The organism is Gordonia alkaliphila, assembly GCF_023017165.1.
Taxonomy (GTDB): Bacteria; Actinomycetota; Actinomycetes; order Mycobacteriales; family Mycobacteriaceae; genus Gordonia; species Gordonia alkaliphila.
Window position 1 is genome coordinate 1,292,873 of the sequence record NZ_JALKBW010000001.1, and the last position, 25,582, is coordinate 1,318,454.

20 protein-coding genes and 1 pseudogene are annotated in these 25,582 nt (G+C 69.7%); 10 read left to right on the forward strand and 11 right to left on the reverse strand.

Translation table 11 applies throughout. The annotated features are described in order from the left end of the window. Positions 1–168: 168 nt before the first annotated feature. The 3 genes from MUG78_RS05730 to argG all read right to left on the reverse strand — a co-directional run bounded on the left by MUG78_RS05730 (position 169) and on the right by argG (position 3,135). Complete coding sequence (locus MUG78_RS05730) at positions 169–867, reverse strand: hypothetical protein (protein WP_246993010.1); 699 nt, start codon at positions 865–867, stop codon at positions 169–171. 2 nt (positions 868–869) lie between these two features. After that, complete coding sequence (locus tag MUG78_RS05735; protein WP_372493280.1) at positions 870–1,544, reverse strand: DNA-binding response regulator; 675 nt, start codon at positions 1,542–1,544, stop codon at positions 870–872. 172 nt (positions 1,545–1,716) lie between these two features. After that, positions 1,717–3,135: an argininosuccinate synthase gene (gene argG, locus MUG78_RS05740; RefSeq protein WP_246993021.1), complete on the reverse strand. Its 1,419-nt coding sequence runs from the start codon at positions 3,133–3,135 to the stop codon at positions 1,717–1,719. Between the two features lie 173 nt (positions 3,136–3,308). Between argG and MUG78_RS18415 the strand changes: the two are divergent. Next, positions 3,309–4,884 (forward strand): annotated as a pseudogene (locus MUG78_RS18415) (MFS transporter). Positions 4,885–4,950: 66 nt separating this feature from the next. On the opposite strand, the gene MUG78_RS05750 reads toward MUG78_RS18415, so the two are convergent. Next, positions 4,951–6,252 (reverse strand): TrpB-like pyridoxal phosphate-dependent enzyme, encoded by a 1,302-nt coding sequence (locus tag MUG78_RS05750; RefSeq protein WP_246993024.1) that lies wholly within the window; start codon positions 6,250–6,252, stop codon positions 4,951–4,953. Between the two features lie 44 nt (positions 6,253–6,296). Here MUG78_RS05750 and MUG78_RS05755 point away from each other — a divergent pair, with 44 nt between their 5' ends. Then, the gene (locus tag MUG78_RS05755; RefSeq protein ID WP_246993026.1) at positions 6,297–7,292 is read left to right on the forward strand and encodes a quinone oxidoreductase family protein; all 996 of its coding nucleotides are present in this window, start codon (positions 6,297–6,299) and stop codon (positions 7,290–7,292) included. Here MUG78_RS05755 and MUG78_RS05760 read toward each other — a convergent pair. Beyond that, positions 7,243–8,169, reverse strand: coding sequence for a diacylglycerol/lipid kinase family protein (locus MUG78_RS05760; protein ID WP_246993028.1), 927 nt, complete (start codon positions 8,167–8,169; stop codon positions 7,243–7,245). The genes MUG78_RS05755 and MUG78_RS05760 overlap by 50 nt on opposite strands. Then, entirely contained in the window at positions 8,166–9,767 is a 1,602-nt protein-coding gene (locus tag MUG78_RS05765) for an FAD-binding oxidoreductase (RefSeq protein WP_246993030.1), read from the reverse strand. Before MUG78_RS05765 ends, MUG78_RS05760 begins: the two co-directional genes overlap by 4 nt. A gap of 40 nt (positions 9,768–9,807) precedes the next feature. On the opposite strand from MUG78_RS05765, the gene MUG78_RS05770 reads away from it, so the two are divergent. Then, positions 9,808–10,446, forward strand: coding sequence for a TetR/AcrR family transcriptional regulator (locus tag MUG78_RS05770; protein WP_246993032.1), 639 nt, complete (start codon positions 9,808–9,810; stop codon positions 10,444–10,446). Continuing rightward, on the forward strand, positions 10,443–12,044 hold the full coding sequence (locus MUG78_RS05775; protein WP_246993035.1) for a glycerol-3-phosphate dehydrogenase/oxidase: 1,602 nt from the start codon (positions 10,443–10,445) through the stop codon (positions 12,042–12,044). Before MUG78_RS05770 ends, MUG78_RS05775 begins: the two co-directional genes overlap by 4 nt. 10 nt (positions 12,045–12,054) lie before the next feature. Here MUG78_RS05775 and MUG78_RS05780 read toward each other — a convergent pair whose 3' ends face one another. After that, positions 12,055–12,690 (reverse strand): class I SAM-dependent methyltransferase, encoded by a 636-nt coding sequence (locus MUG78_RS05780; protein ID WP_246993037.1) that lies wholly within the window; start codon positions 12,688–12,690, stop codon positions 12,055–12,057. 50 nt (positions 12,691–12,740) lie between these two features. Here MUG78_RS05780 and MUG78_RS05785 point away from each other — a divergent pair, with 50 nt between their 5' ends. After that, positions 12,741–13,532: an LLM class F420-dependent oxidoreductase gene (locus MUG78_RS05785; protein WP_246993040.1), complete on the forward strand. Its 792-nt coding sequence runs from the start codon at positions 12,741–12,743 to the stop codon at positions 13,530–13,532. Here MUG78_RS05785 and MUG78_RS05790 read toward each other — a convergent pair. Further along, complete coding sequence (locus MUG78_RS05790) at positions 13,529–14,929, reverse strand: phytoene desaturase family protein (protein ID WP_246993042.1); 1,401 nt, start codon at positions 14,927–14,929, stop codon at positions 13,529–13,531. The two genes, MUG78_RS05785 and MUG78_RS05790, sit on opposite strands and share 4 nt — an antisense overlap. Positions 14,930–14,990: 61 nt before the next feature. Here MUG78_RS05790 and MUG78_RS05795 point away from each other — a divergent pair, with 61 nt between their 5' ends. Then, the gene (locus MUG78_RS05795) at positions 14,991–16,721 is read left to right on the forward strand and encodes a TPM domain-containing protein (protein ID WP_246993044.1); all 1,731 of its coding nucleotides are present in this window, start codon (positions 14,991–14,993) and stop codon (positions 16,719–16,721) included. A gap of 4 nt (positions 16,722–16,725) precedes the next feature. Beyond that, positions 16,726–17,433 (forward strand): SDR family oxidoreductase, encoded by a 708-nt coding sequence (locus MUG78_RS05800; RefSeq protein WP_246993046.1) that lies wholly within the window; start codon positions 16,726–16,728, stop codon positions 17,431–17,433. Positions 17,434–17,458: 25 nt separating this feature from the next. Here the strand turns inward: MUG78_RS05800 and MUG78_RS05805 are convergent, their stop codons facing one another. After that, the gene (locus MUG78_RS05805) at positions 17,459–17,830 is read right to left on the reverse strand and encodes a nuclear transport factor 2 family protein (protein WP_246993049.1); all 372 of its coding nucleotides are present in this window, start codon (positions 17,828–17,830) and stop codon (positions 17,459–17,461) included. Positions 17,831–17,917: 87 nt separating this feature from the next. Here MUG78_RS05805 and MUG78_RS05810 point away from each other — a divergent pair, with 87 nt between their 5' ends. Then, complete coding sequence (locus tag MUG78_RS05810; protein WP_246993051.1) at positions 17,918–19,867, forward strand: AlwI family type II restriction endonuclease; 1,950 nt, start codon at positions 17,918–17,920, stop codon at positions 19,865–19,867. 16 nt (positions 19,868–19,883) lie between these two features. Here MUG78_RS05810 and MUG78_RS05815 read toward each other — a convergent pair whose 3' ends face one another. Together MUG78_RS05815 and MUG78_RS05820 are read right to left on the reverse strand one after the other, a co-directional pair. Continuing rightward, positions 19,884–21,944: a DNA adenine methylase gene (locus MUG78_RS05815; protein ID WP_246993053.1), complete on the reverse strand. Its 2,061-nt coding sequence runs from the start codon at positions 21,942–21,944 to the stop codon at positions 19,884–19,886. Between the two features lie 180 nt (positions 21,945–22,124). Further along, positions 22,125–23,312: an acyl-CoA dehydrogenase family protein gene (locus MUG78_RS05820; RefSeq protein ID WP_246993055.1), complete on the reverse strand. Its 1,188-nt coding sequence runs from the start codon at positions 23,310–23,312 to the stop codon at positions 22,125–22,127. Between the two features lie 186 nt (positions 23,313–23,498). Here MUG78_RS05820 and MUG78_RS05825 point away from each other — a divergent pair, with 186 nt between their 5' ends. After that, positions 23,499–24,596: a hypothetical protein gene (locus tag MUG78_RS05825; RefSeq protein ID WP_246993057.1), complete on the forward strand. Its 1,098-nt coding sequence runs from the start codon at positions 23,499–23,501 to the stop codon at positions 24,594–24,596. Then, positions 24,581–25,564, forward strand: a complete 984-nt coding sequence (locus MUG78_RS05830; protein ID WP_246993059.1) for an FUSC family protein — start codon at positions 24,581–24,583, stop codon at positions 25,562–25,564. The genes MUG78_RS05825 and MUG78_RS05830 overlap by 16 nt, the downstream gene beginning before the upstream one ends. Positions 25,565–25,582: the final 18 nt, after the last annotated feature.

The following is a 25,582-nucleotide window of genomic DNA, read 5'->3' on the forward strand; positions in this document are numbered from 1 at the left end:
CCGACACCGAACACCGCTCCGGTATCCGCTTCGGCAGCCGTCGCCCGCAGGTAGATCAACGCCTGACGCGGCTCGAAAGTCTGGTCGCCGCCTCCGTCGTGAGGGATGCGGTCCAACTCGGCGATCGTCGCCGCCGCGAGGACAGGCACGTCATCCCGGGTGGCTCCGCTACGCGCGGCCACCAACAGGGTCGACAGCACGCTGTCGTGGATCAGCGCGTCGATTCGCTCGCGTTCCACCGAACGCGCGCTGCGCGGCCGCTTCCGCAGCGTCGGCGTGGGTTTCGTCGGTGGTCTCGTCCAGGAGCCGGCCGGTTCGAAAGGCCATGACCGCTCCACCGACGAAGAGGCTGCAGAACATGATTGCGAAGAGGATCTCCGGCACCAGCATGGACGCCGGTACGTCGGTGCGCAGAGCGAAGTTGATCAGCTGCACGCCGACACATCCGACCACCATATGCACCACCGCGATCCACGCCGGCCACGCCACCACCGCCGCAAGACTGGCCAGTCCGTGGAATGCCGCCAGCCACACGCCGGCCAACTGCGAGCCCTGCGATCCGTCCCACGCCATCGGCCACGTCGCCACCGCGACGAGGAAGGTGAGCGCGGCCGTAGCCGCGAGCCACCGCGTTCCGGCGGCGTGCCGCCGCGCTGCGACAATCCCCAGGGCCAGGCCGGGCCCGAAGACCAGAATCACCATCGTCGGCGTCCACCACGACGCCATGCGCGGGGCGAGTCCGGCGATATCGCCGGACAGCAGGAGCAGATAGCCCAGATAGCCCACGCCCACGAAGAGGGCGAAGAGTCGCGCGACGCGCAGCAGATTCTCCTGGTGGGGCACCGCCGACCACGTTCTCGAGGCCACCGCTACCGCTCCGGGATCGGCAGCAGCCCGTCTTCGACCGCGCGCTGGTACAGGTCCACCTTGGTTCCGGCCGGTCGGCCCGCGGCCGCGTACTTCGCCCGGATCCGACCCACGTAGTCGTTCACCGTCTCCGTCGACAGCCCGGTCAGGCGCGCTACCCGATCGGCCTTCTCCCCCGAGGCGTACAGCGACAGCACCTCCTGCTGACGCGGGCTGAGATCCACCGCGTCCAGCTCCGGGTCGGCATCCACCGCGGCCGCCCACTCGGTGGTGATCACCGCTTCACCGACCGCAGCGGCCTCGATCGCGTCCAACACCAAGTCCACCGGCGCCGACTTCCGCACGATTCCCAGCACCCCGGCCTTCGCCGCGAGGCGGACGAGGTACGGGTTCTCCGCCCCGGTGTAGACCAGCACCGGGCAGCCCGCCGCATGCAGTGCGTCGATGTTCGCCGTCGGCGACGAGCCGTCGGCCAACCGCAGATCCAGCAGGACCAGATCGAGCTCCTGCTGCTGAGTCAGCAACCCGGGCACGGTCTCCGACGACGCCACCAACTCCAGCTCGGGCCGACCGGTGAACATCGCGCCGACGCCGAGAACCATCGATTCGTGGTCTTCGACGATCCCGATTCGTTTGCCTATAGAAGGAGATTGAACACCACAGCAATTGCCCCATATGCGGCACCGGCGAGTAGACCCGCACCATGTCCTCCATTAGGAGGACATCAAGGTCAGCGCGCTGGAGCGAGTAGTCGTACCCCGCGACCACCCGTAGTGACGACTGCGCCCCGAGACTTCGCGAGGAAGTCCCGGGGCGCGATGTCGGTTCGCGGGCGCGCCGCGCCGTCGATCAGTCGGTGCCGAACTCCATGGCCGCACGGTCGAGCATCTCCGCGGCGGCGTCCTCGGGACCTTGGCCGGCGGCGATGGCGTCCGCGCCACCCTCCGAGAGCTCACCGATGAGGTCGGCGGTCGCGCCGCCGACGATGCCGATCGCGGCGTACTGCTCGAGTCGGCTGCGCGAGTCGGCGATGTCCAGGTTGCGCATGGTCAGCTGACCGATGCGGTCGGACGGGCCGAAGGCGGAGTCGCCCACGCGCTCCATCGACAGCTTGTCCGGGTGGTAGCTGAACGACGGGCCGGAGGTCTTGACGATCTGGTAGTCGTCGCCGCGACGCAGGCGCACGGTCACCTCGCCGGTGATCGCCGAGGCCACCCAGCGCACCAGCGCCTCACGCTGCATGAGCGCCTGCGAGTCCATCCAGCGGCCCTCGTACATCAGGCGACCCAGACGACGACCCTCGTTGTGGTAGGTCGCGACGGTGTCCTCGTTGTGAATGGCGTTCACGAGACGCTCGTAGGTGATGTGCAGGAGCGCCATGCCCGGGGCCTCGTAGATGCCGCGGGACTTGGCCTCGATGATGCGGTTCTCGATCTGGTCGGAGACGCCGAGTCCGTGGCGGCCGCCGATCTCGTTGGCCTTCATCACCAGGTCGACGGCCGAGGCGAAACGCTCACCGTTGATGGCTACGGGACGGCCCTGCTCGTAGGTGACCGTGACTTCTTCGGTGATCACCTCGACGTCTTCGCGCCACGCGGGCACGCCCATGATCGGCTCGACGATGTCGATGCCCTGATCCAGGTGCTCGAGCACCTTGGCCTCGTGGGTGGCGCCCCAGATGTTGGCGTCGGTCGAGTACGCCTTCTCAGCGGAGTCGCGGTACGGCAGGTCGCGCGCCTGCAGCCACTCGCTCATCTCGGTGCGACCGCCGAGCTCCTCGACGAAGTCGGCGTCGAGCCACGGCTTGTAGATCTGCAGGTTCGGGTTCGCCATCAGGCCGTAGCGGTAGAACCGCTCGATGTCGTTGCCCTTGTAGGTGGAACCGTCGCCCCAGATGTTGACGCCGTCGTCCTTCATGGCGCGCACCAGCAGCATGCCGGTCACGACACGCCCGAGCGGGGTGGTGTTGAAGTAGGTCTTCCCGCCGCTGCGGATGTGGAAGGCGCCGCACTGCAGGGCGGCGATGCCCTCTTCGACCAGCGCCTCGCGGCAGTCGACCAGGCGGGAGAGCTCAGCCCCGTATTCCAGCGCGCGGTCGGGCACCGAATCGATGTCCGGCTCGTCGTACTGACCGAGGTTGGCGGTGTAGGTGCAGGGAATCGCGCCCTTTTCGCGCATCCACGCGACGGCGACGGAGGTGTCAAGGCCGCCGGAGAAGGCGATACCGACACGCTCACCAATGGGCAGCGAGCTCAGGACTTTCGACATAGAACCAGGATAGAGGCCCTCCCCGCCGCAACTGAAACCGAGTCGGCACGTCCCTGGTCAGCGCACGATTCGACACCCGCATATAGCGCATAGACGTTCCGTAGTATCCGACGTACAATCCTCCGTCTTTCGATGGATGAGAAGATAGGTCGTGCCCGACTAACGTCCTAGTCATGACTACTGTCCAGAATTCTGCGCCGGAGCCCCCGGAGCACTTGCAGGGCTCCCGCCGTTGGTGGGCGCTCGGCGTGCTCTCGCTGGGTCTGGCGATGATCGTGATGGACGGCACCATCGTCGCCGTCTCGCTGCCGACCATCATCGACGACCTCCACCTCGACCTCACCGACGGACAGTGGATCAACTCCCTGTACGCGATCGTGCTCGCGGCCCTGCTGCTGACCGCCGCAGCACTCGGCGACCGGTTCGGTCGCCGGAACATCTTCATCATCGGTATCGCCCTGTTCATCGGCGGCAGCACCTGGGCCGCCCTCAGCGGTAGCGCCGAACTGCTGATCAGCGCCCGCGTCCTCCAGGGCATCGGCGGCGCGTGCATTCTGCCGTCGACGCTGGCCACGGTCAGCGACACCTTCCGCGGCAAGGCCCGCGCCGCTGCCTTCGGCGTGTGGGGCGCCGTGATCTCCGGCGCGGCCGCGCTCGGCCCGCTGCTCGGTGGCTGGCTCACCAGCTCCTTCTCGTGGGAGTGGATCTTCTGGGTCAACGTGCCGGTCGGTCTCGTGCTGATCGTCGCCGCCTTCATCGTGGTCCCCGAGACCCGCTCGCCGGTGCAACGTCGCGGCTCCCATCGGCGACCTGCACATCCTCGGCTTCACGTGGTCGCGGGACATGCCGATCTCGATTGTCCCGGTGGCGCTGCTGATCTCGATCGTGGCGCTCGTGCTGTTCATGTTCTGGGAGCGTCACCGCGCCCAGAATCAACGTGCCGCTCTGCTCGACCTGAACCTGTTCTTCATCCCCACCTTCAGCTGGGGCAATGTGGCCGCGATGATGATCGCCATCGGCGAGTTCGGTTTGATCTTCGTGCTGCCGCTCTACCTGATCAACGCGGTGGGCCTGGGCACGATGACGGCCGGTTACGTCCTGGCGGCGATGGCCGCGGGCGCGTTCTTCTCCGGCGCCATGGCCCGCCACGTGGCCGCGGTGATCGGCGCGGCCGGCACCGTCCTGGTGGGCGTCCTGCTGGAGTTCATCGGCGTGATCACGTTGGGCCTCACCATTCACGCGAACTCGTCGGTGTGGATGATCGCCGGCATCTTGTTGATCTACGGCACCGGTCTGGGCTTGGCCTCGGCCCAGCTGACCAGCACCGTCCTGCGCGACATCCCGCTGGACGCGTCCGGCCAGGGCTCGGCCACGCAGAGCACGGTCCGGCAGATCGGTTCGGCCTTCGGCGCCGCGATCATGGGCTCGGTGCTGTCCATCGGCCTGGGTCACTTCCTGACCTCGCTGTCCGGTCCCGCCGGTGCGATGGCCGAGGCCACGCGCAGCTCCGCGGGCGGTGTGATCACCGCGCTGCGTGAGCACGGCGGCGAAGAAGCCGTGGTCCGGGCCCTGTCGGACGGTTTCGCCGACGCCACCCGGTGGACGCTCTACGCCACGTCGATCTTCCTGTTCCTCGGCTTCGCCGTGTCCGTGGCGGTGTGGTTCGCCTCGCGCAAGGCGCCGGAGGATCCGATCGCCGACGACGAGGATGCCCCCGAGCCGGATCCGGTTCCGGCGACGGTCTCCTGACCCTCTGATGCACTCGACCCCCGGCCCTGATGGGCCGGGGGTCGAGTGCTTGCTGGACCGGAAAGGTCAGAAGCCGCCGTCGAGGAAGTCCGCGTAGGCCGGCAGGTCGAGCTGACCGTGGCCGGACAGGCCGATCACGACGACCTCTTCCTTGTCGCTGTTCGCCACGTGCGCGGCGCAGGCGGCGATCGCGTGGGTCGACTCCGGCGCGGGCACGATCCCCTGCGTCCGGGCGAACTGCACGCCCGCGGAGAAGGCGTCGTGCTGGTCGACGGCGATGCCCTCCACCAGGCCGAGCTCCACCGTGTGGCTCAGCGCAGGCGCCATGCCGTGGTAGCGCAGACCGCCGGCGTGGATCGGGTCCGGCACGAAATCCATGCCCAGCGTGTGCATCTTCAGCAGCGGCGTCAGGCCGGCCACGTCACCGTGGTCGTAGCGGTACTCGCCCTGCGTGATCGACGGGCAGGCGCTCGGCTCCGCGGCGACGATGCGCGGGTTGCTGCGACCGTGGATCTTCTCCCGCAGGAACGGGAACGCCAGACCTGCGAGGTTGGATCCGCCTCCGGCACAACCGAAGACGACATCGGCGCCGCCGGGCTCCACGGCGTACAGCTGGTCGACGGCCTCCTGGCCGATGACGCTCTGGTGCAGCACCACATGGTTCAGCACACTGCCGAGCGCGTAGCGGGTGTCCGGGTTCTGCGCGGCCACCTCGACGGCCTCGCTGACGGCCATGCCGAGGCTGCCGGTGGTGTGCGGATCCTTCGCGAGCATCGCGCGGCCGGCCTCGGTGAGGTCGGAGGGGCTCGGGTGCAGGGTGCCGCCGTAGGTGCGAATCAGGAAGCCGCGGTAGGGCTTCGAGTCGTACGAGGCGCGGACCTGCCACACCTCCACGTCGACCCCGAACTGCGCGCCGGCAAAGGCGAGCGCGCTGCCCCACTGACCGGCGCCGGTCTCGGTGGTGAGCTTCTTGACCCCGTCCAGGCTGTTGTAATACGCCTGCGCCACAGCCGAATTCGTCTTGTGGCTGCCGACCGGGCTGACGCCCTCGTACTTGACGTAGATGCGCGCCTTGGTGTTCAGCGCCTCCTCGAGACGGCGGGCACGCAGCAGCGGCGACGGCCGCCACATCTTGTAGATCTCGCGGACCGGCTCGGGGATCGGCACGTAGACCTCGTCGGTCACTTCCTGCGCGATCAGACCCGACGCGAAGAGCGGAGCGAGATCCTCCGGCCCCACGGGCTCCTTGGTGCCCGGGTGCAGGTGCGGCGGGATCGGCGTATCCAGCTCGGCGGCCAGGTTGTACCAGTGCGTCGGTACGTCCACCGTCACCAGCTCGGGGTTGGAAGCGTCAACATTGCTAGTCATGGCAGTCACTGTAATGGGCAGTGGGATCGGCCACACTTGGGGATATGACGACTGCAGCGGCATGGATGGCGCACGGCTTCACCGGGCTCGACGACTTCGTCCTCGATCAGCGCGCGGTCCCGGCTCCCGGCCCCGGGGAGATCACCGTGGCGATCTCCGCCGCCGGGGTGAATCCGGCCGATCTCAAGCATGTGCGACGCGCCGCCGATCCCGCCCTGCTGCCGATGCCGATCGGCTACGAGATCGCCGGGACGGTGACCGCGGTGGGCCCCGGAGCACGACTTGGCTGCGGCACCGACGGGCCTGCCGCGCTCGGACGACGGGTCGCGGCGTTCCGGGTGCACGGTGGCTACGCCGAGGCGCTGACCTTCCCGGCCGCGGACGCCTTCGTCCTGGCCGAGACCGTCGACGACGAGTCCGCCGCCGGACTGCTGCTGGCCGGCTGCACGGCGGCCGAACTACTGCACCGCTGCGGAGCGACGGCCGGGCAGACCGTGGTGCTGCACGGCGCCTCGGGCGCGGTGGGGACCACGCTGCTGCAGTTGGCGCGGCGCGCGGGCGTCGTCGTGATCGGCACCGCCGGACCGCAGCGGCAGGAGGCGGTGCGCCGCTTCGGGGGCATCCCGGTGCCCTACGGTCCCGGTCTGACCGCACGCATCCGCGCCGTCGCCCCCGGCCCGATCACCGCCGCGCTCGACTGCGCCGGGACGCCGGAGGCCATCGCGACCAGTCTGGAACTGGTGGCCGACCGGGCGCGGATCATCACCGTCGCCGCGGCGCCCGCCGCCAGTGAGCACGGCCTGGTCTTCCTGTCCGGCAGTCAGCCGGACAGCGCCGCGTTCCGCGACGGCGTCCGCGGCGAGCTGCTCCACCTGCTCGCCGCGGGCGCACTCGAAGTACCGATCGCCCGCACCTTCGACCTGCGCGCCGCCCGCGACGCACTCGAACTGGTCGCGCTCTCCGGCTCGCACGGAAAAGTGGTGCTGCGGATCAGCGGGCCACCAGAATCGGCAGCACCCCGGGACGAATCGACACGCTGACCGGCGGTGCGCTGAGATAGTCGCCGTCGGTGTGCACCGGGAGGTCGGCGTCGCCGATCAACTCGACCTGCGAGGCGGACACGATCTCGACGTATTCGCGGCCCACGTGCGCTCCGACCTTGGCCTCCTTCATCAGCGGCGCCAACTGGAGCGAGTGCACGTGGCCGTGCACGATCAGCACCTCCAACCGGCCGCTGTCGACCGACGCCGTCGGCACCATGCGGAGCCCGTGGCCGTAGTCGCCGGAGTTGGCCACCACCACGAAGTGGGCGAGTTCGTCGCGCACCTCGCCGTCGATCCTCAGGCGAACCTTCATCGGCTTCCACCGCAGGGCGGTGAGGACCGGCGCGACGCGATAGGCCAGCGGGCCCATCCACCGCAGATCGTTGATCAGCTCGGTGGCCACCGAGTCCAGGCCCACGTAGAGATTGCCGATCGCCACGTGCGACGAACCGTCCGGCACCTCCACATCGAGGACGTCGACCATCCGGTACACGCCGTTCGCGATCACCGCGGCGATCTCGACCGGATCCTCCGGCAGACGGAGGTGGCGCGCCAGGTCGTTGCCGCGCCCGGCGGCGGCGATCCCCAGGCGGGCACCCGGGGTGTGCAGGACGCCTTCGGCGACGTCGCGGATGTGTCCGTCACCGCCGACGGCGACGGTGATCGCACCGCGCGCGGCGGCCGCGGCGGCCACCTCGGTGGCGTGCGCGGAGCTCTGCGACTCGATCTCGGTGATGTCGGTGTATCCCCGCTCGGCCAAGGCCGCCGCCACCGCGGGCCACTGTTTGTGCGCGGCACCGCCCCCGGAGATGGGGTTGATCACCGCGACGATGGGCTGTTCGCCCCGCTCGGTCCTACCCTGCCCGGTGCTCATGGCAACAGGATCCCAGGACTCAGGAGCCCGTCGGGGTCGATCGCGTTCTTGACCGCACGCAACGCCGCGACCTGCACCTCGCCGATCTCCTGCAGGTAGGTCTCCCGGTGGTCGGTGCCGATCGCGTGATGGTGCGTGATCGACGCGCCGGCCGCACGGATGGCGGCGTTCGCGGCGCGCTTGGCCGCGCCCCACTGTGCCAGCGGGTCTTCCAGCGCCTTGGCGATCACGGTGAAGTACAGCGAGGCGCCCGTCGGGTAGACGTGCGAGATGTGGCACATCACCACCGCCGGGGTACCGGCCGCGCCGAGCGTCTCGGTGATCGAAGCGGTCACGTCGGCCTTGAGGCGGTCGATGTTGGACCAGAAGGTGACCGTTTCCAGCGTCTCCACCAGTGCGCCGGCGTCGAGCAGCGGGTCACGCAGGTAGGGGCCGCGGAAGCGGCCGAGGCGCCAGTGCTCGCCGGGCTCGGTGCCCAGCGCGGTGCCGCCGAGGTCGGCGATCCGGGCGCTCACGTAGGTGTCGCGGCAGTCCACGTCGGCCTCGTCGCCTTCGAAGCCGACCACCATCAGGCAGCCGCCGACCGGACCGGACGACGAGGCGCTGCCCGCGCCGGATGGATTCGCCAGGTTCAGGCCGGTCTCGGCCTCATCGGACAGGCGCAGCACCGTCGGACGCACGTTGCCCTGGGCGATCGCGCGCATCGCGGCGGCGCCGGCGGCGAAGTCGGGGAAGTGCCAGCCGTAGAAGCGGCGCACGGCCGGGACCGGATGCACGCGCACCCGCACGGCGGTGACGACGCCGAGCGCTCCCTCGCTGCCGAGGAAGAGCTGCCGGAGATCGGGGCCGGCCGCCGACTTGGGCGCGGTGCCGATCTCGGCGGTGCCGATCGGGGTGGCCACGGTGAGGCCGACGACCATCTCGTCGAAGCGTCCGTAGCCGATCGACGACTGACCGGCCGACCGAGTCACGGCACAGCCGCCGACGGTGGCGCCCTCGTAGGACTGCGGGAAGTGGCCGATCTCGAAGCCGCGCTCGCCGACCAGGCGCTCGGCGTCCGGCAGCCGGGTGCCGGCCGCGAAGGTGGCGATCTGCGAGACCTCGTCGAAGTCGAGCAGCCCGGTCAGTTCCCGCAGGTCGAGACTGATCACCGGCTTTCCGCGACCCGGCGCCATGCCGCCGGTCACCGAGGTGCCGCCGGCGAACGGGTTCAGGGTGAGGCCGCGGTCCGCGCATACCGCCAGCACCGCGGTCACCTGATCGGCGGTGGTCGGCGCGACCACCGCGTCCGGGGCGTCGCTGCCGTCGCCCTCGCGGAACTTCAGCAAGTCGGGGGTGGAGAAGCCGCGCAGGCGGGCCCGGCGGTCGGCGTCGTCGGTCGCGACCACGGCGCCGGTGGCCGTCAGGGCGGCGACGGTGTCGTCGTCGATCCGCGTGGCGGGCAGCACCGGCTCGACCGCGGCGGGAGCCGACTCGGAGATGCCGAGCATCGTGAGGGCGCCGAGTACGGACTCGGAAAGGTGCATCGGCTCGGCCGGATTGCCCCAGCGGCCGGGCTGAAAGTCGACGACGTCGACATCGATCTCACTGCGCGTCATGGTGTTCTCCCGTGTCGGATTTGCTGATACAGTGTGACATATGGTGTCGCAGCAAATCAACGACGACGGTTCGCCCGCTCGACGTACGGCCGCCAACGCGATCAGTGAGGATGTCATTCTCGATGCGGCGGCCAAGCTCATGGCCACGATCGGCATCCGCCGCACCACCATGGCCGACGTCGCTCGCGCCGCCGAGGTCTCCCGCGCCACGCTCTACCGACGTTTCCCCAACGTCACCGCACTCGCCGCACAGGTCACCACCCGCGAGTTCCAGCGCGTGGCGGCCGCGGCCCGCCTGGATATCAGCGGGCCCGACCTGCCCTCCCGCGACGCCCTCATCGACGCCCTGGTGCACCTGGTGCGCGAAGCACGACGACACCCCCTGCTGCAGCGCATCATCGAACTCGATCCGGAGTTTCTGACGCCGTACCTGATTCAGCGCGGCGGCCGCACCTCGCACGGACAGCTCACCGACCTCACCGCCCTGATCACCGTCGCCCAGGGCTACGGACAGATCCGCGCGGGCACACCGTCGCGGATGGCCGCGACCGTGCTTCAGATGGCCTGGTCGTTCGCCCTCACCGGCCCGGTCTTCGTGACCGACGACCACGGTGACCCCGATACCGAAACGCTCGACGCCGAACTCACCGACCTGCTCGAAAGGTACTTGCGCCCATGACCTCCTCACCCCAGTCGCCCGCCGAGGCGCTCGCCGCGCACCCCGCCATCGACACGGCCACCCTGCTGTCGCCGGCGCGCCGCGCCGAGGACCTGCGCCGGTTGACCGAGTCGCCCTCGGTCGACCTCGTGGTGATCGGCGGCGGCGTCACCGGCGCCGGCGTGGCACTCGACGCCGCCGCCCGCGGCCTGACCACCGTGCTCATCGAACGTCGCGACCTCGCCTTCGGCACCAGCCGCTGGTCGTCCAAGCTGGTCCACGGCGGCCTGCGCTACCTCGCCTCCGGCGCGGTGGGCATCGCCTACGAGAGCGCGGTGGAACGCGACTCGCTGATCTGCCGGATCGCCCCGCACCTGGTGCACCCCCTGCCGCAGGTGGTCCCGCTGCTGCCGAGCATGAAGTTCTTCGACACCGCCCTCACGTGGACCGGCTTCCTCGCCGGCGACGCCCTCCGCATCGCCGCGCGCACGCCGTCGCGCACCCTGAACCGGTCGCGCCGCATCAAGGCCGAGAAGGTCACCGCGCTGGCACCCACCGTCGCCCGCGACGGACTGCGCGGCGGGTTGCTGAACTGGGACGGGCAGCTGAACGACGACGCCCGCCTCGTGGTCGGCCTCGCGCGGACCGCGGCCGGACTGGGCGCGACGATCCTCACCCACGCCACCGCCTCGGACGTGACCGGCACGTCGGTCACCGTGACCGACGATCTCACCGGCGAGGTGCTCACCCTCCGCGCCTCCGCGGTGGTGAACGCGACCGGCGTCTGGGCCGGGCAAATCGACTCCGAGATCTCACTGCGCCCCAGCCGCGGCACCCATCTGGTGTTCTCGCAGAAGAGCTTCGGCGGCCTGCGCGCCGGCCTCACCGTCCCGGTTCCCGGCCACTTCGGCCGCTACGTCTTCGCACTGCCGCAGGCCGACAACCTGGTGTACGTCGGGTTGACCGACGAAGAGACTCCGGGCGAGATCCCCGACGTCCCCCAGGCCGACGAGTCGGAGATCGACTTCCTGCTCGACACCATCAACCTGGCGCTCGGAACGCCGCTGACCCGCGACGACGTCCTCGGCACCTTCTCCGGGCTGCGGCCGCTGCTCGACTCGGGCGCCGGTGAGACCTCCGACGTCTCCCGCAAGCATGCCGTGCTGACCCGCGGCGACGGTCTGGTCACCGTGGTCGGCGGCAAGCTCACCACCTACCGGCGGATGGCCGAGGACGCGGTCGACGCCGCCCTCGCCGCCTCCGGGCTCACCGCCCAGGCCTGCCGCACCCGCACCCTGCCGCTGGTGGGTGCACCGACCGGCCCGAACATCCCGGGCACGCTGGCGCAGGTGTCCGCCCCCGACCGCCTCGTCGCCAAGTACGGCCTGGAGGCACCCGCGGTGCTGGCGCTGGCTGAGGCCGACCCCGCGCTGGCCGCGCCGGTGGCCCCGGACACCGAGATCACCGGCGCGGAACTGCTCTTCGGCGCGCTCGCCGAGGGCGCCCTGGACACGGCCGATCTGCTCGAACGCCGCACCCGACTGTCGCTGACGCCGACGGTCGCTACGGCGGCGACCCCGGCGGCCGAGCAGGTGTTCGCCTCACTCGAGGTGAACTGAGCCGCTCGGGTCAGGCGCGCTTGCGCGCCTTGAGCACCACGTCGTTCATGTGACGCGGTCCGGCCGTCCCACCGGCCGGTCGGCCGCGTTCGACGGTCTCCAGAATCGAGATGTCCAGGTCATCGGCGAACTGCTCGGCGACGTCCTTCGGCTGGAAGTACGCGTCCGGGTCATGGCCGTGCGCACGGATGCCCTCGGCATCGTGGGCGACCACCAGCAGGGTGCCGCCCGGAGCCAGCGCCCCGACGAGCTTCGCGATCACCCCGCGCTGGGCGATGTCGACCGGGAAATAGTGCAGCGCAACAAGATCGAAAGGCGTGCCGGGAACCTCGTCGACGGTCAGGTCGGCCTGGCGCCAGGTGATGGTTTCACGTGAATCGATGGCGACGGCGCGGTCGATCGCCACCTGCGAGATGTCGACGGCCACCACTTCCCAGCCCCGGTCGGCCAGCCAGCGCGCGTCCGCGCCCTCCCCGCTGCCGACGTCCAGCGCACGTCCCGGCGTCAGCTCCGCGGCCTCGCGCAGCAGCGCGGGGTTGGCCTGCGCGGTCCACAGCCGATCGGTGCTGCTGTACCGCTCATCCCACTCGGCGGCGCTGTGCGGGTGATCGGCGTGGTCGTGTGCATCATGTCCGTGGGTGCTCATACCCTCCAGGGTATCCCCCCGGCGGCATCGAACGGCGCAGACTGGGATCCATGACACTCCCCTTGCGCATCGGCGTCCAACTGCAGCCCCAGCACGCACCCGACTACGGGCAGATCCGGGACGCGGTGCTGCGCGCCGAAGATCTCGGCGTGGACATCGCCTTCAACTGGGATCACTTCTATCCGCTCTACGGCGACCCCGACGGCGCCCACTTCGAATGCTGGACGATGCTCGGCGCCTGGGCCGAGCAGACCGAACGCATCGAGATCGGCCCGCTGGTCACCTGCAACTCCTACCGCAATCCCGAACTGCTGGCCGACATGGCCCGCACCGTCGACCACATCAGCGGCGGCCGCCTGATTCTCGGCATCGGCAGCGGTTGGTTCGAGCGCGACTACACCGAGTACGGCTACGACTTCGGCACCAAGGGCTCCCGGCTCGACGACCTCGCCGCCTCGCTCCCGCGCATCACCGATCGCCTCGGGAAGCTCAATCCCGCTCCCCTGCGCGACATTCCGGTGATGATCGGCGGCAGCGGACCGCGCAAGACGCTGCCCCTGGTGGCGCAGTACGGCGACATCTGGCACGCCTTCGTCGGCGTCGACAGCTACCGCGAGAAGGCCGCCCTGCTCGCCGGCTACTGCGCCGACATCGGTCGCGATCCGGCCGAGATCGAGCGTTCCGCGGAGATCCGGCACAAGGGTGACGACGCCGCCACCCTCCAGTTCGCCGACGCGATCACCGCCGAGGGCGTCTCCCTCCTCACCGTGGCCACCGAGGGCCCCGACTACGACCTGTCGGCCGCCAAGCTGCTCTGCGACTGGCGCGACCGGTACCGCTAGCGCAGAGAGTGCAGGGCGGCGCGGTAGCCGCTCATGCCGTGCACTCCGCCGCCCGGCGCGGTAGCCGCCGAGCACAGGTACACCCCGGGAACCGGGGTCGCCTGCGGCGTCGGTGAGAGCACCGGGCGCTGCACCAACTGACGCAATGACGTTGCGCCGCAACCGATATCGCCGCCGACGTTGTTCTCGTTGTAGCTCTCCTGCGCGTCGGCGGTGGTGACGATCTGCTCGACGATCACGTCGCGGAAGCCCGGCGCGCAGCGTTCTATCTCGGCGACGATCGCCGCGGAGACGTCCCGGGTGCAGCCGGCCGGCACGTGGCAGTACGCCCACGCCAGGTGCGTGCCCGCCGGCGCGCGCGACGGATCGATGCGGGTCGGTTCGCCGCCGAGTACCCAGGGCCGCACCGGGATTCGTCCGGCCGCCGCAGCCGCCTCGGCGACCGCGATCTGCCGCACGTCCTCGGCGAGATGGAAGGTCGCGGTCGCGGCGAACCGCTCGTCTCGCCACGGAATGGGTGCGCTGAGCCGGAAGTCCACCTTGCAGGTGCCCGGGCCGTAGGCGAACCCCGCCAGTCGACGCCGGTACCGCGCGGGCAGACGGTCGCCCAGCACCTCGCTGAAGGTCCGGGGCGAGGTGGCGAAGAACAGCCGGGCACCGGTCGGCAACTGGGCGAAATCGCTGATCCGACAATCGGTTTCGAGGGTGCCGCCGTGTTCGGTGAGCACGTCGACGAGGGCGTCGGTGATGGCTTGCGAGCCGCCCCGCGCCACCGGCCAACCGGATCCGGCCAGCGCGGCCAACAGCAGTCCGGGTGCGGTGGACGCCGCCGCCGACAGCGGACGGGCCGAGTGGGCAGCCACCCCGGCGAACAGCGTCCGCACCTCCGGCGTCCGGAACGCTCCGCGCACCAGCGCCGCCGCCGGCAATCCCGCTGCTGCCGCAAACCGGGCCGCCGCGACCGGCCGATCCGGGAGTGCGGGCAGGTTCAGCACGTCGTCGACCACTCCCGGGGCGCTGCCCGCCCAGCCGGCCACCCGTTCCCACGCCGCTGCATCCCGCGCCAACTCGTCGCCGCGTCGGCGCGCATCGCGGGCGAGACCCATCGCCCGGTCGGGGCCGTACCCGTGCACCACCGAGTACTCCGGCAGCAACCACTGCAGACCGCGGGCGGTCAGATCGAGGTCGGCGAAGGCGGGCGAGACGAAGCCGGTGGGGTGCACCGCGGCGCAGACGTCGCGCCGGATCTGCGCACCGAACGCGGTGTCAGTACGCGCCCCGCCACCCGCGCGCGAGGCCGCCTCCAGCACCAGGACCCGTCGACCGGCCCGCGCCAGAACCGCCGCCGCGGTGAGACCGTTGGGTCCGGCACCCACCACCACATCGTCGTACTCCATATGGTCACTCTCCCACCACCGGTTCCGGACACCATGCCCGCCGAGGCACTAGATTGGATCCATGACCTTCGTCCGCCGACGCCTGGCCGTTCTCCCGACGCTGAGTCTTCTGATCGCGACCGTGCTGGGCCTCACCGTTCTCACCGGCGGCCCGGGAGTCGGCGCCGCGCTCGCCGATCAGCCGATTCAGATGCCGAACCAGGTGGTCGACGCCGCCGACGTCCTGTCCGGCGAGCAGGAAGCCGAGATCGGCGCCGCGATCGACGAGTTGGCAGCCGACCGCAACGTGCAGCTGTGGGTGGTCTACGTCCGGAACTTCGACGGCAAGTCGCCGCAGGACTGGGCGCGGGAGACCGAGCAGCAGAGCGAGTTGAGCTACCGGGACATCCTGCTGGCGATCAACGTCGACGACCGCTCCTTCTTCTTCGACAGCGCCGAGCCGATCGACGACTACCCCGCCGAGGACCTTCGAAAGATCGCCGACGACACCATCGCCCCGGACGTGGCGGAGGCGAAGTGGACCGACGCGGCGCTCGACACCGCGTCGGCACTCGACACCGCCGGCTCCCGGATGTGGATCTACCTCTCCGTCGCCGGCCTCGCCGCCCTCGCCCTGATCGCCGCGGCCTACCTGGTCTTGCGGAATCGTCGGCGCACACTCGCCACCGGCGACGAGGTCTCCTCCGAGGACAGCGCCCTCACCGTCGAGGAACTGACCACGCAGCCGATCACCACGCTCAACCCCTGGGCGTCCGAACTGCTGACCCACACCGACAACGCGGTATCGATCAGCGACGACGAACTCGCGCTGGCCACCGCCGAGTTCGGCGACACCGCCACCGCCGCCTTCCACGGCGCGCTGACCACCGCGGAAAGCGCACTGGCCACGTCGTTCCGGCTTCGGCACACCTTCGACGAGGAGCCCGAGCTGAGCAACGGCGAGCGCCGCTCCCTCCTCGTGCAGATCATCAGCATGTGCTCGGACGCCAACCAGGCGCTCGACGAGCAGGTGCGGCCGTTCGACACGCTGCGCGACCTGGTCGACGGAGCCGACGCGCGCCTCGACGCGCTCGCCGACCGCTGCGACGCGCTCGCCGAACGACTCGATCAGGCGGAAGCAAGCGAGGCCTACCTGGCCGAATCCTTCAGCACCGCGGTCGCCGAGTCGGTGATCGGCAACTCGGCCCTGGCCCGCGAGCTGATCCACTTCGCCCAGGACAGCATTGCGCAGGGCCGCGAGGCCGTCGCCGACGAAGCGGACCTGCGGCTCCCGACGGCCGCCGCGATCCGCTCGGCCGAAGGCGGCGTCGACACCGCTGCCAAACTGCTGGACGCCATCTCCGACGTCAGCCAGAACGTGGTGCTGATCGCCGAGAAGTCCACGGCGCTCGCCTACGCGACGGCGCACGTAGGCGCGGCGGAAAGCCTCATCGACACCCGCCGCGGCGCGGTCGGCACCCCGGCGCGCACCAGCCTGTCCGAGGCCGAACGGCTCCTCGATCGGGCCCAGTCCACCGCCGACGAGCACGCGGCCGACAAGCTCGCCGACCAGGCCACGGCGCTCGCCGATCAAGCCCTCACGCTCGCCCGCCAGGATGTGCTCCTGTGGAAGCAGCAGAACCCGCACGACGGCGCAGCGGTCCTCACCGGGGTCCTCGTGGATGCGGTGATCAACGAGGCGACCGGCGACGGCGGCTTCGGCAACGGCGGCTTCAGCAGCGGCGGGCGCAGCCCGGCGTCGTTCGGCGGTTCGGACACCTCCGGTCGCCTCGGTACCGGCGGACGGAGCTGAGTCGATGATCACCGAGCACGATCGCACCGAACTGCTCCCCTGCGCCCTGATCACCGGTGCCAGTCGCGGCGTCGGCGCCCGCGTCGCCCGCGCCCTGGCCCCCACGCACCGGCTCATCCTCGGCGGTCGCGGCTCCGCCGAGCTGGACGCGATGGCCGTCGAGTTCGACGACGCGGTGACCCTCGCGGTGGACCTCACCGACTACGACGCGGTCGCCGCCGCCGTGGAGACGGTCACCGAGCTGGACGTGCTGGTGCACTGCGCCGGGATCGCCAGCAGTCTGGAGGCCGTCGCCGATACCCCGGTCGACGAATGGCGGGCGCTCCTGGAGGTCAACGTGGTGGCCGCCGCCGAACTCACGCGGCTCCTGCTGCCCGCGCTGCGCGCGAGCGGGCACGGGCACGTGGTCTTCCTGAACTCGGGTGCCGGGCAGAACGTGCGCGCCCAGTGGACGCCTTATGCCGCAAGCAAATTCGCGCTCCGGGCCCTGGCCGACGGAGTGCGCGCCGAAGAGCCGTCACTGCGGGTCACGTCGATCTTCCCCGGGCGCATCGACACCGACATGCAGCGCGACATCGTCGCCCGCGAGGGTCGCGACTACGACGGGTCGAAGTTTCTGCGGCCGGAAACGGTGGCAGCCGCGGTAGCGCAGGTGATCGCGGCGCCGGCGGATGCCGATCCGACCGAGATCACGGTGCGCCCCCGCGGCTGACCCGACGTACAGGGGGTGGAGTGCGTCAGAGCTGCTTCAGGTCCGACGGATCCCACACCGCTCGCATGGAGACGACCTTGCCCTCGTCGTTGAAGACCATGATGTCCACCGGGCTGATCTCGAAGGCCATGCCGGAGGTACCGGTGACCAGCGTGAACTCGAAGACCGCGGTGTCCCCGGCGATCTTGACCCACTTGAGCGTGGCCTCCCGCCGGTCCATGGCGGTGATGATCGCGTAGAACTCGACCAGATCCTCGCGGTTGCTCCGGATCGGCGCACCGATCGGGTCCTCCACGGTCGCACCGTCGGCGTAGAGATCGACGATCTCCTCCGCGGTACCGGTGGTCAGGCGGTCGATGTAGGCGTCGACGACGTCGGTGATACGCACAGCGCTCACGGGCAGCTCCTGAGTAAGTAGAACGTGTTCTAGTGCGTCGTACGATAGCAGCCCGAAGGCTCGCGCGCGCTGTGCCACGATGAGGACATGACGACCGGTCGTGACACACCCCTGGTGCACCTGGGCGACACCTCGTTTCGTCGCAAAGACGTCATCGCCGGCTACCACGACATGCTCGAAGCGCTCGCCGAGTTCCGCGACGCGGATGCGCGCCCCTGGGACGCCGTCACCCAGCTCGAGTTCTACGGCGCCCTCCGGTCCGCCGCCCCGGACATCTTCGGCAGCGGCGGCCGGGTCAGCGCGGACGACGCCGCGAAGCGGGCCCGCACGTACACCAGTGCATTGGTCAAGCTCGGTTTCGTCGACGATCAGCGCCGCCTGACCCCGCTGGGCATCCTGTTCATCGGTGCCGACAACGCCGCCCTCGACGGCTTCGACACGCGTTGCTCGATCACCGCGGAGAACTCGGCCGTGCTGCGCGGCGCTCTCACCTACACCGAGGAGGCCGGCGGGCTACGGTACTTCCCCGTCCGGCTTCTGCTGCGGGTTCTCCACCGGCTCGGCCCGCTGAGCACCGACGAGTTCGCCCTGGCCTTCATCGCCGGCGCCCGCGTCTTCGGCCCGGACGTGACCGCCGTGGCCGACGGTGTCCGGGCGATGCGCACCGGCGGCGGCTCCCTCACCGAAGCGCTCGGCGCCGCCGAGCGCACGCTCGAGCAAGATCACTACATCGTCAGCGGCAGGTTCACCCCGGAGGCCTTCCCCAACGGCAAGGGTCCCGCCTTCATCGAGCGCTACCGCGTGTATCTCGACGCGCTGAGCGCCTTCCGCGAGCAGCCCGATGCCGGGACCCTGGCCCAGCTGCGGCAGGCCGTGGACCACGGCGGGCCCACGGTGAAGAAGCGTTTCGACCCGGTCGGCATGCTGCCGGGGCTGCGCAAGAAGGGGTCCGGAGCGCTCGCCATCCACCAGGAGGCGCTCTACCCGCAGTGGCACGGCGAGGCGGCCGCCTTCCGCCACGCGATGGTCGACCTGTTCAACGGCTCCCGCACCACCGCCCTGGTGCTGGAGTACCTCGACAACAATCTCCGCATCCTGACCGCGACCGGCCTGCTGTCGGTGGCCGGCAACCAGGTGAGTCTCAGCTCCGCCTACGCGCGCTACTTCTTCGCCACCGTCGACGAGGACATGGCCGTGCCGGCACCCGCCCCGCCGAGCGCTGCCGACCGGGTGCGCGGACTGGCGCACGCCTTCGGCGCCGACGCCCTGGCCCGCACCGACGCGCGCATCATCGCCGAGGAGGCGATCGACCCGACAGCGATCCAGGGCTTCCTCGAAGCCCAGGAACGTCGGCGCTTCGACGAGGTGATCGCGGCGTCCTTCGGTCCGGACACGGTGCGCGGCTACCTGCAGCTGATCGCCGACGACTACCGCTCGGCGGAGGTGAACACGGTGCGCGAGAAGGCTTTTCGCGGCAAGCCGACGGTGCCGTGCATGTACGAGTATCTGATCGGCTTATCGCTGTACTACGCCTCGGGACGCGCCTTCGACCCCCGGGCCGCCTTCGGACTGTCCCTGGACGGCGACTTCCTGCCGATCAGCCACGCCCCCGGCCTGCGCGGCGACATCGAGTTCGACCTCGACGGTCGCCGCATCCTGGTGGAGGTGACGCTGATGGATCCGAACACGCAGCGTCGCGGCGAACTGGAGCCGGTGCTCCGGCACGCCACCAACCTGGCGTGCGAGCAACCCGATTCACCGACGCTGACGCTGTTCATCGCCAACGAGATCGACCCGAACGTCGCCCGGATCTTCGGCTTCGCCCGCGTCATGGAGATGCGGCCCACCGACGGCGGTGCCGGGACCGCCTGCCCGCTGATCGTCTCGCTGCGCACCGCCGACTGGGTGCAGATCGCCGACGCTCCCCTGTCGCAGGTCCTCGATCTCGTTGCGGCAGAACAGGATCGGACCGACGTCGAGCATCTCAACTCGGCGTGGAACACCGAGCTGGTGGCCGCCCTGCGCGCGCTCGCCTGACCCGCCGGAAGTCCCGCTACGGCGTCCAGTTGGTGATCAGCACTTCGGTCGACGCGTTGCGATCCTTCCGCTGGTACGAGGAGTTCGCATAGCTGTAGTCCAGGGTGTGCACCACGAAGCCGTGCTCGGTGGCCCAGTTCGAGAGCTGGTCGTGTTCAGATCCCTTGTGCGTCAACACATTCGAGAGTCCGAAGACACCGCCGCGGGCGGCGAACCCGGCGAGCCCGTCGAGCAGATCCGTCTCGTCGTCCACGGTCCACGCATTCTGCTCGTTGTACGGCGCGGTGCCCAGGAGATAGGGCGGATCGCAGTAGACGAGGTCGGTGGTGGCGAGCTTGCCGAAGACGTCGCGGAAGTCCAGGGTCCACAGTTCCGCCTGCAGCTGGTGCATGCGGGTCACGGTGTCGAAGAGGTTCTTGCGCACCCGGCTGTTGAAGTCGCGCTTGCCCACCGGCATGTTGAACTCGCCGCTGCGGTTGTAGCGAATCTGGTTATTGAAGCCGAAGACCACCAGCGTGAAGAAGTAGTACGGGCGGTCCCGATCGGCCGAGTCCATCCGGTTGAAGTCGGTGCGGAGCCGCAGGTACGCGTCCTTGTTGACGCGGCCGAGGCCGTTGGACGAGTTGGCGCCGTAGGCGTCGTAGCCGTGCCGCTGGCTGTCGGACAGACCGTAGCGGTCGATGATCGCCTCCACCTCGGCGATGATCTCGGGGTACGGCACCTGCCCGAAGAGTCGGCCGAGGCCGACCACGTCCACCTGCACGTCGTTGAACGCGACCCGGTCGTAGCCCGCGTTCATGCCGACGGTCATCGATCCGCTGAAGACGTCGACGAACCGGTCGTGACCGGCTCCCGGCGGCGGCAGCAGCGGCATGATGTCGGCCACCAGCCGCTTCTTGTTGCCGGTGTAATTCAGCGGACTCCGCACGGTCACCGGCGCCGCCTCAGCGGCCTCGACCTGGACCGATGCCGGCGTCGCACTGCCCGCCCGTTCACTACGCCCCTTCCGTTCCTTGAGCTTGCGCCGCTCTGAGCCTGTCGAAGGGTCGAAGGGCGGTGTCTCCACGTGGCAGACGAACAGCCGCTCCACGATGTCGCCGATACCCGACTTGCCGGTGGTGAACTCGCGGTGCGGGACGTCGACCACGTCCACGCGGCCGCGGCGTTCCAGCACGGTGAGGATGTCGGTGTCGGACAGGCGCGCGGCCGAGCGGGAGTTCCCGCGGGCACCGGTGTCGTTATACGACATGATGATCGTGGAGGTGTCCACGGCGTCGATCAGGTCGGTGAACGCCGGCACCGCCGCGGTGGTGCAGTAGTCGCTCTTGAGGTGTCGTCGATCCATCTTGCGCGCCTTGAACTGCACCGGCCCCTGCTGCCAGTCGGTCACGTTGTCGAGCACGTGGTACAGGTCGCCGTACTGCCGCGAGTTGTATGGCGGATCCATGTAGACGAGATCCCAATGACGTTCCCGCACAAGCTGATTCGCGTCCTGCCGGGTCACGGTGTGCGGAACGTCGAAACTCTCCAGCTCCGGCAGGCCGAAGACCAGCCGTGCCTCCGAGGCCGCGCCCTCGCGGTAGGCGTCGTAGTGCCCGACCGTCGCGGCCGCCTTGTCCATGCCGTACAACAGGCTCGCGATGAGCACGGCGCGCTCCCGCTCGTTGAGCGTGCCGGCGGCGTGCCACTGTTCGATCCGTTCGCGATAGTGCCCGATCAGCCGCGCGTTGGGCTCGCTGTAGTAGGTGTCGCGGAACGTCGTGGAGAAGTAGTTCGGCGCGAGCACATCAATGGCCACGGTGTTGATCTCGTGGACCAGCTCCGCCAGCCGCTCCCCGCGCACCGGTTCGGCGCCGAAGAAGGCGCGATACACCGTGGTGTTCGACGACAGCAGATCGTTGACGGTGACCGCCAACCCGGCGCGGGCCAGCGACTGCCCCACCACACCGGTGCCGGCGAAGATGTCGGCGGCCGTCTTCGGTGCCGTCGGCAGCGCGGACACCACCTGTGCGATCACCGGCAACACTGCCCGCTTGGACCCCAGATAGCGCCGGTTACGGAGTTCGAATGTCTTCACAACCTGCGTCTTTCCATTTCTGCATCTTCCCGCAGAAAAGGTAGCACCGGTCGCCGACAGAATCTGCCGGCGGGCCATCGGCGCGGCCGGAAGAATCCACCGTGGCGCCGCCACACCCCTCAAGCGCAGCGCAGACGGCCGCAGCCGCCCGCGCCGCGCAAGCGGCGACGCCCCGTCAGATCACTTCAGGTCGGCACTCGTCTTGCCGAGCACCCGGCGCGCGATGATCAGCTGCTGAATCTGCTGGGTGCCCTCGAAGATGTCGAGGATCTTGGAGTCGCGGGCCCACTTCTCCAGCAGCTCGCTCTCCGCGTAGCCGCCGGTGCCGCCGATCTCGACCGCCTTGTTGGTCACGTCGGTCACCGTGCGGCCGGCCTTGGCCTTGCTCATCGAAGCCTCCAGCGAGTTCGGCTCCCTGTTGTCGGCCATCCAGGCGGCGCGCAGGGTCAGCAACCACGACGCCTCCCAGTCCGACTCCAGGCGGATGAACTCGGCGACGGCCACGTGCTGCGCGGCGGCCGGCTTGTCGTAGTCCACCTCGTGGCCGGCCTCGCTGAGCATCCGGCGCATCTCTTCGAGAGCGGCGCGGCCCACGCCGACCGCCATCGCGGCCACCATCGGGCGCGTGTTGTCGAAGGTCTGCATCACGCCGCCGAAGCCCTTTTCGACGTTGATCTCCGCGGTGCCGAGCAGATTGCCCGACGGCACGCGGACGTCGTCGAAGCGGATCACCGCGGTGTCCGACGACTTGATGCCGAGCTTGTGCTCGAGGCGGACCACGGCGATACCGTCGGCGTCGAGGGGCACCACGAAGCTCTTGATAGCCGCGCGGCCCAGGTTCTTGTCCAGCGTCGCCCACACCACCACGTGGTCGGCCCGCGAACCCGCGGTGACGAAGATCTTCTCACCGTTGATCACGTAGTCGTCGCCGTCGAGCACCGCGGTGGTGGTGACCGCGGCCGAGTCGCTGCCGAAGCCCGGCTCGGTGATCGCCATGGCCGCCCACACGTCGGCGAAGCGCTCGAGCTGCTCCTCGTTGGCGACCGCGGCGATCGCAGCGTTGCCGAGACCCTGACCGGGGATCGACAGCATCAGACCGACGTCGCCCCAGCTCAGCTCGCGGGCGTTGAGTACCGACCGCAGATTGGTGCCGTTGACGGTGTCCTCGCCCGACGCTTCCGCGTCACCCGACCGTTCCTGTCCGCGCGACTGCTTGGCCAGTTTGCCCAGCTCATCGAGCTCGACGGGGTACTCGTGCTCGGCCAGGTCGTACTTGCGGCTGATCGGCCGGAAGATGTGCTCGGCCGCCAGGTGCGCGCGCTCGACCGTGGAGTTCAGCTTCTCCGGGAGCTCAAGATTGATCGCCATGGGAATTTATCTTACTACTCGGTAAGATAGTTTGCCAAGGGTCCCGCCACGACGCCTGCCAGACTGGGATCCGTGCACCCCCGCCACCGGCTCAGTCCTCCGTCCCCCGCGTCTTGGCTCCGGCGGCTCGCAGCGACCGATCCCGGGCGTGCGCGAGCGATCAACGCCGCGTCCATCGCCCTCGCCGTGGCGGTCAGCGCGACCGTCGCCTGGTCCCTGGTGCACTTCGGCCACAGCGATCACGCGCTGCTGGCGATGGGCCCGTTCCTCGCCCTGTTCTCCGGCCTCGTCGTCAAGGACTCGACCCGCCGCGACCGCCTGATCACCACCGCGCTGTTGGTGTTCCCGCTGGTGACCACCCTGAGCCTGGGCGCCCTGCTCGACCGCTGGCGAGCGGTGGAGATCGTCGTCTTCATCGGCATCGCCGGCACCGCCACCTGGCTGCGGAAGTACGGACCGCGCGCCAATGCACTGGGGATGATCGCCTTCTTCGGCATGTTCTTCGCCGTCTTTCTGCGTCCGCCGGTGAAAGAATTGCCCGAGTTCTGGCTGGTGGCGGCCTGCGCCGTGGCGTCGGTGCTGCTGATCCGGCTCGCCTTCCTCCGCTCGGTGCCACGTCGACAGATCACCACTCTCCTCGGCGAGTTCCGGGGTGCGTGCGTCTACTCGCTCGACGCCGCCCTCGACGCGAAACCCGAGGCCGAGGTTGCGGCGCAGCGTCGCCTTGGGCTGTCCCGGATCGACCAGGTGAGTCGCGCCGTCGACGCCTGGCAGGCCGAGTTCCGCACCGCAGCGGTGATCGACGCGGACGCGACCGCGTTCGCCGCCGCCGTGCTCGACGCGCGGATCAGCGTGGAGCACGCCTGCCTGGAGCTCGTCCGCCTCCGCCGCGACGACCCGACGGGCACCACGTCGGGCCTGCTCACCACAGTGGTCGAGGATCTCCGCACCGTACTGCTGCCGGGCTCTTCGACGATCGAGGTCGCCGCTGCGGCCGACCGTGCCCACGCGCACCAGCGCATCACCGCGTCCGACGACGCGGACGAGCTCGCCGTCGTCATCGCCAACCGGGCCGTCGTCGCCCAGGCGACGCTGCGCGCGATCGATCTGACGCGCCCGCATCCGGACACGCACACGCCTCCCCCGCAGCCTTCCGCCCAACTCCCACTTCGCCGACTCCACTGCCCACACTCCCCAGCACCGCCGGCCCAGCAGCCCCGCCGCACACCCGCCTGCGCCCGTGGCTGGGCTGGCAGCCGACCACCCGGATGGCGGTGCAGGTGATGGTCGCGGCGGCGTTGTCGACCGTCGTCGGTGAGCTGATCTCGGCCGATCGCTGGTACTGGGCCGTCATCACGTCGTTCATGATCTTCACCGGCGCCACCACGCGCAGCGGCATCTTGACCAAGGCGTGGCGACGGCTCCTGGGCACGATCGGCGGCGTCACCGTCGGCTTCGGCATCGCTTTTCTGCTCGCCGGCAATCCGATGACCTTGATCGCGCTGTGTGTGGCCAGCGTCTTCTGCATGCTCTACTTCGGGCCGCTGAACTATCTCTGGCAGGCGCTGTTCGTCACCATCCTGATCGCATCGCTGTTCGGCCTGCTCGGCATCCTGTCCCCGAACGTCCTGGAACTGCGCGTGACGGAGACGGCCGCGGGTGTGGTCATCGGCACCGCCAGCGCCTACCTGGTCTTCTCGACCAGTTCCCGCCCGGCGCTGCTGCATCAGATGGCCGCGTACTTCGACGCCCTGGACCATCTCCTGGAGCAGGTCCGCGCCGCCCTGAGCGGCCCCGGGCTCGAGCAGTCCGTGCTCGTCGGCGTCAGTCGGCTCGATGCGGCCCAGATCGCGCTGCAGGACTTCACCAAGAGCATGTCGTTGGGCTTTCTCGCCGGTAAACGCGGTCTCGCCGCCTCGCTCGGTCGCTTGATGACGGTGATCACGCAGCGGGCCGATCAGCTCGGCCGGATGGCGGTCGTGTCGACCTCCGAGCCGCCCGCGCCGCACCGCGACGTCCTGGCGCCGATCCTGACCGGCGCCGTCGACCATGTGCTGGCATCGTCGGATCGGGCCCGCACCGCCATGGTGGAGAACCAGTACGCCGACACGCGTTCCTCGGACACCACCATCGTCGACATGTTCACGGAGTTGCCACCGGATCTGCGGGTCGCCCAGGCGGACATCGCGCAGATGTTGTCCCAGCTGAACTGGGCATTGCTGCGCGTCGTCGAGGTACGCGAACACTACTGAGCGCCGACCGGCTACCTT